The sequence below is a fragment of the Streptomyces sp. NPDC032161 genome (assembly GCF_040636995.1).
Lineage (GTDB): Bacteria > Actinomycetota > Actinomycetes > Streptomycetales > Streptomycetaceae > Streptomyces.
This window is the reverse complement of sequence record NZ_JBEZVN010000001.1, coordinates 662,733-674,492: the sequence shown is the minus strand read 5'-3', so window position 1 is coordinate 674,492 and position 11,760 is coordinate 662,733. Positions and strand designations below refer to the sequence as shown.

Here is an 11,760-nt window from a genome sequence, read left to right as displayed (position 1 = left end):
GTCGTACGCCCCGCGCGGAGGGCTGTCGGGTCGGAGCCGATCGGGCCACCGACCGGGCATCCTGATTCCATTTACTGGTTTCGCGCCGTACGAGCATCCAAAATACTCAGTAGGCGCAATACCACTGTACCCCGGATTCGCGCATGTGTGTTGGGCGAATTCGTCGGAACGGTGGGATGTCACCGGCTGACCAGGACCTTCCGTCCCCCGCCGGGCGGGCTATTCTGCGCTTCATGGAGACGCCTGACAACGCCAACGAAGCCCCCGTGCCCACCGGAATCGCCGCCCAGGACTGGGCCGCCGCGTCCGCGGAGCCGCAGTACCGCGCGGCGGTCGTGGATCTGCTGGGAGCGCTGGCGTACGGAGAGCTGGCGGCCTTCGAACGGCTGGCCGAGGACGCCAAACTCGCGCCGACGCTCGCCGACAAGGCGGAGCTGGCGAAGATGGCCTCCGCGGAATTCCACCACTTCGAGAGGCTGACGGAACGGCTGACCGCGATCGACGTGGACCCCACGGGCGCGATGGAGCCGTTCGCCAAGGCGCTCGACGAATTCCACCGCCAGACCGCGCCGTCGGACTGGCTGGAGGGCCTGGTCAAGGCGTACGTCGGCGACTCGATCGCCAGCGACTTCTACCGCGAGGTCGCCGTGCGTCTCGACTCGGACACCCGGTCCCTCGTCCTGACCGTCCTCGACGACACGGGGCAGGCCGACTTCGCCGTGGAGAAGGTACGCGCAGCGATCGAGGCCGACCCGCGTGTCGGCGGCCGGCTCGCGCTGTGGGCGCGCCGGTTGATGGGGGAGGCCCTGTCGCAGGCGCAGCGGGTCGTGGCCGACCGTGACGCGCTGTCGACGATGCTCGTGGGCGGTGTGGCGGACGGCTTCGACCTCGCGGAGGTCGGGCGGATGTTCTCCCGGATCACCGAGGCGCACACCAAGCGGATGGCCGCGCTGGGGCTCGCCGCGTAGTCCGCACGACGCCTCGCGCCTGTGCGGCCCGCCGGGGGGCGGCACAGGCGCGAGGCGCGGAACGATGTCGGGTCGGGCGGGCCGCTCAGGCCGCCGCCGACCGGCTCAGACCGCTTCGGCTCCGGGGGCGGACCAGCAACGAGAGCGTCACCGCCCCGACCGACACCGCGCCGATCAGCACGGCGGCGAGATGTCCCGGACCCATCACCGAGTGCATGAGGAACACGCCGAACAGAGCCCCCAGAGCGCCCGTCGTGAAGACGGTGCGACGGGAGGGGAGCCGGTCCGGCAGAGAGCGGAGCGCCACCCAGGCGAGGGCGAGTCCGAGCACGACGGCGCCGAGAGGTTCCAGGATCACAGTTGATCACCTCGCGAGTTGCGGGGCTGGTGGTGCGGTCACCTGCCGTACTACCCGAGGAACACGGAACGCAACCCTCGTCGGCCCCGTGCCTCGTCGGCCCTGGTCCAGGCGGCGGAACGGGCCGGAAGCGGAACGGGAAGCGGCCCGGCGGGACGTCCCACCGGGCCGCTTCCACGACCGCCCCGCCGGGCGCGTGGCCTACAGCGCGCCGAAGCCCACGCGACGCGTGCTGGGCTCGCCGATCTCCACGTACGCGATCCGGTCGGCCGGCACCAGGACCTTCCGGCCCTTCTCGTCCGTGAGGCTGAGCAGCCGCGCCTTGCCGGCGAGAGCCTCGCCGACCGCGCTCTCGACCTCTTCGGCGGAAAGCCCGCTCTCCAGAACGATCTCCCGGGGCGAGTGCTGCACCCCGATCTTGACCTCCACGGCTATGTCCCTCCGACGGTCGGTTGCTGCGCGGTGAGCCGCGCCGTACCAGCACAGATTAGCCCGGTGAGGGGAGCCTTCAGGGGCCGGTGGGCCACGCCCGCAGCGAACACGCGTGCCGGGCGCGGTACGCGGGCGCCCGGACGCCCGGCGGGCCTCCGGGCGCGCGGCCGGGGGTGGTCAGTGCTGGTCGATGCCGTGCAGCGGGAAGCCCGCGATGCCGCGCCAGGCCAGCGACGTCAGCAGCTGCACCGCCGTGTCGCGGGGAATGGACGACTGGCTGGAGAGCCAGTAGCGGGCCACCACCTGGGAGACCCCGCCCAGCCCGACCGCGAGCAGCATGGACTCGTCCTTGGACAGGCCCGTGTCCCCCGCGATGACGTCGGAGATCGCCTCGGCGCACTGCAGGGAGACCCGCTCCACGCGCTCGCGCACCGCGGGCTCGTTGGTCAGGTCCGACTCGAAGACCAGCCGGAAGGCGCCGCCCTCGTCCTCGACGTACGCGAAGTACGCGTCCATCGTCGCCGCCACGCGCTGCTTGTTGTCGGTCGTCGACGCCAGCGCCGTACGGACCGCCTGGAGCAGCGACTCGCAGTGCTGGTCGAGCAGCGCCAGATAGAGCTCCAGCTTGCCCGGGAAGTGCTGGTAGAGCACCGGCTTGCTGACCCCGGCGCGCTCCGCGATGTCGTCCATCGCGGCGGAGTGGTACCCCTGCGCCACGAACACTTCCTGCGCGGCGCCCAGCAGCTGGTTGCGTCGGGCGCGGCGAGGCAGCCGTGTGCCTCGTGGACGCGCCGCCTCGGTCTGCTCGATGGCTGTCACGCCGCCTCCCAAAATCGTGATCGGACACGGCATTTCCGTGCACGTCGCGCCGTACAGCCATCGTACTTTCGGGTAACCCGGGCACGCGCGGCGCGGACGCAGAATTTCATGTACCGGACGACTGTGGTAGCCGGGGATTCCCCGATCAGCCGGGCGAAGCGGGGCGTACTAGCGGTAATCGTCCTCATCCTGTGCCACCACACGGGCCTGTTCCACCGCGTCCGCCACGTTCGCGCGCTCCCGGTCGATCTCCGTGAGCGGTTCGTCACGCCGCTGCTGGAGGTCGGTCCGCTGTTCGGCCGCGTCCGCGCGGGGCGTCTCCTGGTCGGGTTCGTCGGGCTGGACGTCCTCGAAGGTCTCGGGGTCGCTGGGGTCGACCGTCATGGTCAGTCCCTTCCTCGCTCGGAGTCGCAGGGGGCGTCCCGTGCTCGCCGGTGGGTGCGCGACGCGGCCGGGCCGCCTCGCCATGCTGTCGGAACGCCCGGATACATCCAGTATGCGAGCGTTTTCCCGGCCCGGGGCGCCTCGAACCGGACACGGGACGCCGCATCCGGCGTCCCGTCCGGGGCCGCCGGGACCGGGCGGCGGAGCGTGGGGGCGTCCGTGGAGGACGCCGCGCGGCCTGTGACGGCGAACACATGAACCAGGGTGTGATCGTCTCGTAACATTGCCGCATGTCTTCGACCGAGCTCCCGGGCGCGAGCGTCGCCGCGGTGGCCCCCGCCGTGAGCGCCGTCGGGGCCGCGGAGGGGGAGGAGCTGCGTTCCGTCGCGCTGCCCGGACTGACCCTCACCGTCCGTTCCCGGCCACCGGAGCGGACCGGACTGCCGCCCGCGCTCTTCGTGCACGGGCTCGGGGGTTCCTCGCGGAACTGGTCGGCGCTGATGCCGCTGCTCCAGGACGTGGTGGCGGGCGAGGCGCTCGACCTGCCCGGTTTCGGCGACTCGCCGCCGCCGGACGACGGCAACTACTCGGTCACCGGGCATGCCCGCGCCGTGATCCGTCTCCTCGACGCGATGGAGCGCGGGCCGGTACACCTGTTCGGCAATTCGCTCGGCGGCTCCGTGGCCACCCGGGTCGCCGCCGTCCGCCCCGACCTGGTGCGCACGCTCACCCTCATCTCGCCCGCGCTCCCCGAGATCCGGGTGCAGCGCACGGCCCTCCCCACGGGGCTGCTCGCCGTGCCGGGCATCGCGACGCTGTTCGCCCGGATGACCAGGGACTGGAGCGCGGAGGACCGCACCCGGGGCGCCATGGCGCTCTGCTACGGCGACCCGGCGCGTGTGTCCGAGGCCGGCTTCCGCGACGCGGTGGCCGAAATGGAGCGCCGCCTGGGGCAGCCGTACTTCTGGGACGCGATGGCTCGCTCGGCACGTGGCATTGTCGATGCGTACACGCTGGGCGGGCAGCACGGACTGTGGCGTCAGGCCGAGCGGGTACTCGCTCCGACCCAGCTCGTGTACGGCGGACGGGACCAGCTCGTCTCGTACCGGATGGCACGCCGGGCGTCCTCGGCCTTCCGTGACGCGCGGCTGCTGACGCTGCCCGATGCCGGGCACGTGGCGATGATGGAGTACCCGGAGGCGGTGGCCCAGGCGTTCCGGGCGCTGCTCGACGAACTCGGCGGGAGCTGATCCGCGGCGTGGGACGACACAGCCGAAAGGGCCCCGAACGCGCGGGGCCCGACACCGACGCCGCTCTCGCGAAGGCGGCGGACGAGGGCCCGGAAGGCGTACGGCCAGGGCCCGGCAGTGGGCGGCGTCGCAGGCCCACCGGCGCGACCGGCGGCGCGGGGGGCCACGTCTCGTTCCAGCAGGCCGCGCACGTCCGCGGCGGTCACCCCGAACACCGGGAACCGGGCGGCGGCTGGGGGGCCGGGCCGGGGACCGGACGCCCCGCCGACGGCGAGCGCCCCGCGCCGCGTCGGCCGATGGGGCAGGCGCGGACGGCGGACCGGGCGGAGAAGGCCGGTCGGGCGCAGGGAGCGCCGCCGGGTGCCCGGCCCGTGGGGACCAAGCCGCTGATACCGGGACCGCGCCGCGAGTTCGTCGGGGCGTTCGACACCCCGCCCACCTCGCCCCCGCCGCGCGGCGACGGCGGACCGGCGGCCGGCCGAGGGGCCGAGGGCGCCGGTGGCGGCACCGGGCAGGCCGAGGAGGCCGAGGAAGGCAAGGAGGGCCGGGGGAGCAAGGGCCGTACCTTCACCGGTATCGCGGCCGCCGCAGTGACCACCGTTCTTGCGGTGGTCGTGGCCGGGCAGGTCGCCCAGGACGACGCGGACGCGAACAGCACCGCGCGGTCGGCGGGCGTGGACCGGGACGACACGCGTGACGCCTCCCGCTCGGACGACCGGCCGACCCCGACGGCGCCCCGGGTCAAGCCCCCGACGTACGAGCAGAAGATGGCCAGGGCGTACCCGCTGGCCGCGAAGCTCCGGGGCCCGGGGAAGTTCGATACCGTCCCCGGGACGGCGAAGGCCCCGGGGGCGGGGCACAAATACCGCTACCGGATCGACGTCGAGCAGGGGCTCGGCCTCGACCCGGACCTCTTCGCCCGGGCCGTCCAGGAGACGCTCAACGACGACCGCAGCTGGGCGCACGACGGCGCGATGACGTTCGAGCGGATCTCCTCCGGTGACCCCGACTTCGTGATCACCCTGGCCAGCCCCGGCACCACCGCGGACTGGTGCCTCAAGTCGGGCCTGGACACGACCGTGGACAACGTCTCCTGCGACTCCGCGGCGACCGAACGCGTGATGATCAACGCCTACCGCTGGGCACAGGGCTCGGCGACGTTCGGACCGGACGAACTCTTCGCGTACCGCCAGATGCTGATCAACCATGAGGTCGGCCACCGGCTGGGACACAACCATGTGAGTTGCCGCACGCCGGGAGCGCTCGCTCCGGTGATGCAGCAGCAGACCAAGTCCCTGGACATCGACGGCATCAAGTGCCGCCCCAACGCCTGGGTACATCCCGGAAGTTGAGAAGCGGGAGTGGAGGCCTGCGGGCGCGTCGGGTCCTCCCCCCGATCGGACCGGATCCCGCGGACGAGCGGTGGCGAGGGTGCCGTCATGCCGTCCGGCTGTCCGCAGAGTGAGATCGCTGTCTCATTCTTCGTTGACATCACCTGGGCACTGATCCATATTTCTCGGCATGTCACGCAGCCCCGTCGCCTCCGAGCGCGCCGCCATCGAGCTGGCGCTCATCGGTGTGACCGGGCACAGCGTCGCCGACATCCTCTGTTGCTGACGGCAGCCCGCGTGCGCGTCGGCCTTCCGTCCGAGCCCCGAACCGGCCCGGACGGCGTTTCCTGACCCCGCGCCCGGGCGTACCCGTCCGTGGGCGCGGCGACGACCGTATGGTTCCGGTCATTTTTCCTGTGCAGACCGGCTTTGTGCATCCGCGCCGCGCATCCCCCTGTGCGCTCCGCCCCCGCGCACCGGTCGTGCGCACCGGCTTCTCGTCGCCGCCGCACGGACGTCCACCGTCCTTCTTTCCCGGCAGTCCTTCCGAGAGGTCACCTTCCGATGCGTCAACCGTCCGTCATATCGCGCCGCGCGGCAGCGGCCGCCGCCGTACTCGCCGTGGTCGCGGGCGCCGCGGCCTGCGGCCCCGAGGACAGCAAGGCCGACGGCTCCGGCTCCGGCGCGCCGGGCAAGCCGCGGAAGGGCGGCACGCTCACCGTCCTCAACAGCAGGCCCCAGTCCGACTTCGACCCCGCCCGGCTCTACACCTCCGGCGGCGGCAACGTCCCGTCCCTGGTCTTCCGTACCCTCACCACCCGCAACCGGGAGGACGGCGCGGCCGGCGCGAAGGTCGTGCCCGACCTGGCGACCGACCTCGGCACGCCCAGCAAGAACGCCACCGTGTGGACGTACACCCTCAAGGACGGACTGAAGTTCGAGGACGGCACCCCGATCACGAGCGCCGACATCAAGTACGGCATCGAGCGCTCCTTCGCCGCCGAACTCTCCGGCGGCGCACCGTACCTGCGCGACTGGCTGATCGGCGGGGCCGACTACCAGGGCCCGTACAAGGACAAGAAGGGCCTCGACTCGATCGAGACGCCCGACGCGAAGACGATCGTCTTCCACCTGAACAAGCCGGAGGGCGAATTCCCCTTCCTGGCCACGCAGACCCAGACGACCCCGGTGCCGAAGGCCGAGGACACCGGAACGAAGTACGAGGAGCACCCGATCTCCTCGGGGCCGTACAAGGTCGTGAAGAACGAGGGCGACGGCGAACGTCTCGTCCTGGAGCGCAACCCGCACTGGTCGGCCGACACCGACGAGGAGCGCAAGGCGTACCCGGACCGGATCGACGTGCGCTCCGGTCTCGACTCCGCCGTCATCAACCAGCGCCTCTCGGCCTCGCGGGGCGCCGACGCCGCGGCCGTCACGACGGACACCAACCTCGGCCCGGCCGAACTCGCCAAGGTCACGGGCGACAAGAAGCTCGCCGACCGCGTCGGCACCGGTCACTTCGGCTACACCAACTACATCGCCTTCAATCCGAAGGTGAAGCCGTTCGACAACCCGAAGGTGCGCCAGGCGATCGCGTACGCCGTCGACCGATCCTCCGTGGTGAACGCGGCCGGCGGCTCCTCGCTCGCCGAGCCCGCCACCACCTTCCTGCCCGAGCAGGCGGCCTTCGGCCACACGCCGTACGACCACTTCCCGGCCGGGAAGTCCGGCGACCCGGCCAAGGCCAGGGAACTGCTGAAGGAGGCCGGCCACCCCAAGGGGCTGACCGTCACCCTCACGCACTCCAACGACAAGGACTTCGCGACGAGCCCGGAGATCGCCACCGCGATCCAGGAGGCGCTGAAGAAGGCCGGGATCACCGTCAGGCTCCAGGGCCTGGAGGACAACGCCTACTCCGACACGATCCACGACGTGAAGAGCGAGCCCGGCTTCTTCCTCGCCGGCTGGGGCGCCGACTGGCCGTCCGGCGGCCCGTTCTTCGCGCCGGTCTTCGACGGGCGCCAGATCGTCGAGGACGGCTACAACTTCAACTCCGGCCTGCTCGACGACCCCGGGGTCAACAAGGAGATCGACGAGATCAACAAGCTGACCGACCTGGAGGCCGCCGCGAAGCGCTGGGGCGCGCTCGACAGGAAGGTCGGCGAGCAGGCGCTCACCGTGCCGCTGTTCCACCCGGTCTACAAGCGCCTGTACGGCGAGGCCGTCAAGAACGTCGTGATCAGCGACTGGACCGGTGTGCTCGACGTCTCGCAGGTCGCGGTCAAGTGACCACGGCCCAAGCAGTGACCACGGCCGAAGCGCAGCCGGCCGAGGGGGCGGGGGCCGTCGCGGCCCCCGCCCCCGGGGCTCGTCCGTTCTGGCGGCGGTTGCGCGCCCGGCGTTCCGCCCTCGTGGCCGCCGTCGTCGTCGCCCTGCTGGTCCTGGTCGCGCTCGCCGCACCACTGCTGGCGGCCGTCGAGGGCCAGGACCCCACCACGTACCATCCGGATCTCGTCGACTCCGCCACCGGCGGGGTGCCGATCGGCTCCTTCGGCGGGATCGGTGCCGAGCACTGGCTCGGCGTCGAACCGCTCACCGGACGCGATCTGTTCGCCAGGGTCGTCCACGGGGCACGGGTCTCGCTCGGCGTCGCGCTCGCCGCCACCCTGCTCCAGGTGGTCGTCGGGGTCGCCGTGGGTCTGGCGGCGGGGCTCGGCAACCGCTTCGTCGACCAGGCGCTCAGCCGGGTCACCGACGTCGTGGTGGCGCTGCCCGTCATGGTGATCGCGCTCGGGGCGCTCGCCGTCGTGCCCGTGGGCTTCCCGCGCCCGGTCCTGATCGCCGTGATCATCGGCCTGGTCGGCTGGTCCGGCATCTCGAAGATCGTGCGGGCCCGGACGCTCGCGCTGAAGTCGCTCGACCACGTCGCCGCCGCCCGGCTCAGCGGCTGGAGTTCCTGGCAGGTGGCCCGGCGCGAGCTGCTGCCCGCGCTGGCCGCTCCCGTCATCACGTACGCCGTACTGCTCTTCCCGGGCAACATCGTCGTCGAAGCGGCCCTGTCCTTCCTCGGCGTGGGCATCAAGCCGCCGACGCCGTCCTGGGGGCAGATGCTCAGCGACGCCGACACCTGGTACCAGGCGGCGCCCACCTATCTGCTGATCCCCGCACTGCTGCTGTTCGTCACCGTGCTCGCGCTCAGCGTCCTCGGTGAGGGCGTGCGCACCGCGCTGGACCCGCGCGCCGAATCCCGGCTCCGGGTCGGCACGGGACGCAGACGGAAGGGTCGCGAGCGGAAGACCGGCGCGGGGCCGGAGCGAAGGGTGCGCGAGGCGGACCACGGCACCGGTCCGGAGCCAGGGCCCGGCACGGAGCCGGGACGTACGAAGACCGGCACGGGTCCGGAGCGGGGGGCCGACGCGTGAAGTGGTTCCTGCTCAGGCGCCTCGGCGGGGCGCTCTTCGTGCTGCTCGCCCTCAGCGTCCTCGTCTACGCGGCCTTCTACGTCGCCCCCGGGAACGTCGCGCAGATCGCCTGCGGTCCGCGCTGCTCACCGGCGCAGGTGGCGCAGGTCGGCGAACAACTGCACCTGGACGACCCGCTGTACACGCAGTACGCGCACTTCCTCCAGGGTCTCTTCGTCGGCCGCGACTACTCGACCGGGACCGGGGTGCTGCACTGCCAGGCGCCCTGCCTCGGGCTCTCGTACCAGAGCGACCAGCAGGTCACCGAGCTGATCCTGACCAAGCTCCCGGCCACCGCCTCGCTCGCCGTCGGCGCCTTCGTGCTGTGGATGCTGCTCGGCGTCGGCACCGGGCTGCTCTCGGTGTGGCGGCGCGGCCGCGCGACGGAGCGCGTTCTCACCTGGATCACCCTGGCCGGCATGGCCACGCCGGTCTTCGTCATCGGACTGCTGCTGATCATCATCCTGGTCACGGCGCTCAAGGTCCTGCCGTTCCCCGACTACGTGCCCCTCACCGAGGACCCGGAGCAGTGGGCCTGGAACCTTCTGCTGCCCTGGATCTCGCTGGCCCTGGTGTCCGCGGCCCCGTACGCCCGGATGACCCGGGCGTCGATGCTGGAGACGCTGGCCGAGGACCATGTGCGCACCTTCAGGGCGTACGGGGTCGGGGAGCGGGCGATCGTCGGACGGCACGCGCTGCGTGGTGCGCTGGCGCCGGTGATCGCGCTCGGCGCACTCGACATCGGGTCGATGTTCGGCGGTGCCGTCCTCACCGAATCCCTGTTCGGTATCCCGGGGGTCGGCCGTGAACTCGTCGACGCCGTCAGGAACGTGGATCTCCCGGTCGTCGTCGGTCTGGTGCTCGTCACCGGGTTCTTCGTCGTCCTCGCCAATACCGTCGCCGACATCCTGCAGGCGATGGCCGACCGACGGGTGGTGCCGGCATGAACCTGGTCGACGTCTCCGGTCTCTCCGTCTCGTTCGGTGACGTGCGCGCCGTGGAGGACCTGTCGTTCTCGCTGGAGGCGGGGGGCGCGCTCGGCGTCGTCGGCGAGTCCGGCTCCGGCAAGAGCGCCTCGGCGTACGCCCTGCTCGGACTGCACCGGGGGACCGGCGCCGAGGTCCGCGGCTCGATCCGGGTCGCGGGCGTGGACGTGGACACGGCGGACGACGCGGAACTGCGGGCGCTGCGGGGCGCGAAGGCCGCGATGGTCTTCCAGGACCCGCTGTCGTCGCTCGACCCGTACTACGCCGTGGGCGACCAGATCGCCGAGGTGTACCGGGTCCACAACCGGGTCTCCCGGCGGGCGGCGCGGGCCCGGGCCGCGCAGGTGCTGGACCGGGTCGGCATCCCCGACGCGGTACGGCGGTCCCGGTCCCGGCCGCACGAGTTCTCCGGCGGGATGCGGCAGCGGGCGCTGATCGCGATGGCCCTGGCCTGCGAACCCCGGCTGCTCATCGCCGACGAGCCGACGACGGCCCTGGACGTCACCGTCCAGGCCCAGATCCTGGACCTGCTGCACGACCTGAGGCGCGAGACCGGCATGGGGCTGCTGCTGGTCACCCATGACGTGGGCGTGGCGGCCGAATCTGTCGACGAGGTGCTGGTCATGCGGTCGGGCCGGGCGGTGGAACGGGGGCCGGTGGGCGAGGTGCTCGTGGCGCCGCGCGAGCCGTACACGCGGGCCCTGCTGGCGGCGGTACCGCGCATTCCGGCGGGCGGTCCGGGTGGTGGGTCCGGTTCTGCGGGCGCGGTGGTGGTTTCGCGCGAACCGGTGGATGGTCCGAGCGGGGCCGCGGGTCCGGGCGGTGCCGGACGTCCGAGCGGGGCCGCGGAGGCGGGGGCGGATCGTGGGCGGGGGGACGACGGCGGGGCGCTCGTCGGGGGCGCCCGGGGCCTCGGGGATGCCGGTGACGCCGGGGGTGTCTGGGATGTCGGTGATGTCGGGGAGGTGCTCGTCGAGGCCGTCGACGTCCGGCAGGTGTTCGGCAGGGGCAGGTCCGCCCATGTCGCCGTCGACGGTGTCTCCCTCACCGTCCGCCGCGGCGAGACCCTCGGCATCGTCGGCGAGAGCGGCAGCGGTAAGACCACCCTCGGCCGGATGCTCGTCGGGCTGCTGGAGCCCACCTCCGGGCGGATCGCCCGGGACGCCCGGGTGCAGATGGTGTTCCAGGACCCCGTCTCCTCCCTCAACCCGCGTCGCTCGGTCGGCGAATCGGTCGCCGATCCGCTGCGTGCGTCCGGGGAGCGCGACGAGGCGGTGATCCGGGCGCGAGTGGGGGACCTGCTGAAGCGGGTCGGGCTCGACCCCGGTCAGTACGATCGCTACCCGCACGAGTTCAGCGGCGGACAGCGGCAGCGCGTCGGGATCGCCCGTGCGCTGGCCGCCGAGCCGGAGCTGATCGTCTGCGACGAGGCCGTCTCCGCACTCGACGTGACGACCCAGGCCCAGGTGATCGGCCTGCTGGAGCGGCTGCGACGGGAGCTGGGCCTGGCGCTGGTCTTCATCGCGCACGATCTCGCCGTCGTACGCCAGGTCAGCGATCGGGTCGCCGTCATGCGGAGGGGCAGGATCGTCGAGGAGGGCGAGGCGGACCGGGTGTACTCGGCCCCGCGGGACCCGTACACCAAGCAGCTCCTGGCGGCCGTGCCCGCGCTCGATCCGGCGCTCGCAGCGGTGCGGCGCGCAGCACGCAAGGAGCTGGCCGCAACCTGACGGTATGTGACCGTTCGGTACCTTAGCGCAACGGAACGCCG

At 72.3% G+C, this 11,760-nt stretch carries 12 protein-coding genes; 8 read left to right on the top strand and 4 right to left on the bottom strand.

What is annotated here, in order from left to right:
* Positions 1-233 precede the first annotated feature (233 nt).
* Entirely contained in the window at positions 234-968 is a 735-nt protein-coding gene (locus AB0E67_RS02800; RefSeq protein WP_362020004.1) for a ferritin-like fold-containing protein, read from the top strand.
* An 85-nt stretch (positions 969-1,053) separates the two neighbouring features.
* On the opposite strand, the gene AB0E67_RS02795 is transcribed toward AB0E67_RS02800, so the two are convergent.
* From AB0E67_RS02795 to AB0E67_RS02780, 4 genes are all read right to left on the bottom strand, one after another.
* On the bottom strand, positions 1,054-1,326 hold the full coding sequence (locus tag AB0E67_RS02795) for a hypothetical protein (RefSeq protein ID WP_362020001.1): 273 nt from the start codon (positions 1,324-1,326) through the stop codon (positions 1,054-1,056).
* A gap of 201 nt (positions 1,327-1,527) precedes the next feature.
* Positions 1,528-1,755 carry a DUF3107 domain-containing protein gene (locus tag AB0E67_RS02790; protein WP_362019998.1) on the bottom strand — a complete coding sequence of 76 codons (228 nt, stop codon included), beginning with the start codon at positions 1,753-1,755 and terminating at the stop codon, positions 1,528-1,530.
* A 180-nt stretch (positions 1,756-1,935) separates the two neighbouring features.
* A complete protein-coding gene (locus AB0E67_RS02785) occupies positions 1,936-2,577 on the bottom strand; it encodes a TetR/AcrR family transcriptional regulator (RefSeq protein WP_073781814.1) in 642 nt (213 codons plus the stop codon).
* Between the two features lie 168 nt (positions 2,578-2,745).
* Positions 2,746-2,961 carry a hypothetical protein gene (locus AB0E67_RS02780; protein WP_351525254.1) on the bottom strand — a complete coding sequence of 72 codons (216 nt, stop codon included), beginning with the start codon at positions 2,959-2,961 and terminating at the stop codon, positions 2,746-2,748.
* 290 nt (positions 2,962-3,251) lie between these two features.
* Here AB0E67_RS02780 and AB0E67_RS02775 point away from each other — a divergent pair, with 290 nt between their 5' ends.
* From AB0E67_RS02775 to AB0E67_RS02745, 7 genes are all read left to right on the top strand, one after another.
* On the top strand, positions 3,252-4,211 hold the full coding sequence (locus AB0E67_RS02775; RefSeq protein ID WP_362019994.1) for an alpha/beta hydrolase: 960 nt from the start codon (positions 3,252-3,254) through the stop codon (positions 4,209-4,211).
* 8 nt (positions 4,212-4,219) lie between these two features.
* Positions 4,220-5,563, top strand: coding sequence for a DUF3152 domain-containing protein (locus tag AB0E67_RS02770; protein ID WP_362019991.1), 1,344 nt, complete (start codon positions 4,220-4,222; stop codon positions 5,561-5,563).
* Positions 5,564-5,732: 169 nt separating this feature from the next.
* Positions 5,733-5,828 carry an Ms4533A family Cys-rich leader peptide gene (locus tag AB0E67_RS02765; RefSeq protein WP_362019988.1) on the top strand — a complete coding sequence of 32 codons (96 nt, stop codon included), beginning with the start codon at positions 5,733-5,735 and terminating at the stop codon, positions 5,826-5,828.
* Positions 5,829-6,106: 278 nt separating this feature from the next.
* On the top strand, positions 6,107-7,831 hold the full coding sequence (locus tag AB0E67_RS02760) for an ABC transporter substrate-binding protein (RefSeq protein ID WP_362019985.1): 1,725 nt from the start codon (positions 6,107-6,109) through the stop codon (positions 7,829-7,831).
* Positions 7,832-7,845: 14 nt separating this feature from the next.
* On the top strand, positions 7,846-8,964 hold the full coding sequence (locus AB0E67_RS02755) for an ABC transporter permease (protein WP_362019982.1): 1,119 nt from the start codon (positions 7,846-7,848) through the stop codon (positions 8,962-8,964).
* A complete protein-coding gene (locus AB0E67_RS02750; RefSeq protein ID WP_362019979.1) occupies positions 8,961-9,950 on the top strand; it encodes an ABC transporter permease in 990 nt (329 codons plus the stop codon). The genes AB0E67_RS02755 and AB0E67_RS02750 overlap by 4 nt, the downstream gene beginning before the upstream one ends.
* On the top strand, positions 9,947-11,719 hold the full coding sequence (locus AB0E67_RS02745; RefSeq protein WP_362019976.1) for an ABC transporter ATP-binding protein: 1,773 nt from the start codon (positions 9,947-9,949) through the stop codon (positions 11,717-11,719). The genes AB0E67_RS02750 and AB0E67_RS02745 overlap by 4 nt, the downstream gene beginning before the upstream one ends.
* The last annotated feature ends 41 nt before the right edge of the window (positions 11,720-11,760 follow it).

What these genes read in the sequence shown, in the direction of transcription:
- AB0E67_RS02775 (WP_362019994.1), top strand. Translation starts at nt 3,252, where the DNA reads ATGTCTTCGACCGAGCTCCCGGGCGCGAGCGTCGCCGCGGTGGCCCCC.
- AB0E67_RS02745 (WP_362019976.1), top strand. Translation starts at nt 9,947, where the DNA reads ATGAACCTGGTCGACGTCTCCGGTCTCTCCGTCTCGTTCGGTGACGTG.
- AB0E67_RS02760 (WP_362019985.1), top strand. Translation starts at nt 6,107, where the DNA reads ATGCGTCAACCGTCCGTCATATCGCGCCGCGCGGCAGCGGCCGCCGCC.
- AB0E67_RS02765 (WP_362019988.1), top strand. Translation starts at nt 5,733, where the DNA reads ATGTCACGCAGCCCCGTCGCCTCCGAGCGCGCCGCCATCGAGCTGGCG.
- AB0E67_RS02800 (WP_362020004.1), top strand. Translation starts at nt 234, where the DNA reads ATGGAGACGCCTGACAACGCCAACGAAGCCCCCGTGCCCACCGGAATC.
- AB0E67_RS02780 (WP_351525254.1), bottom strand. Translation starts at nt 2,961, where the DNA reads ATGACGGTCGACCCCAGCGACCCCGAGACCTTCGAGGACGTCCAGCCC.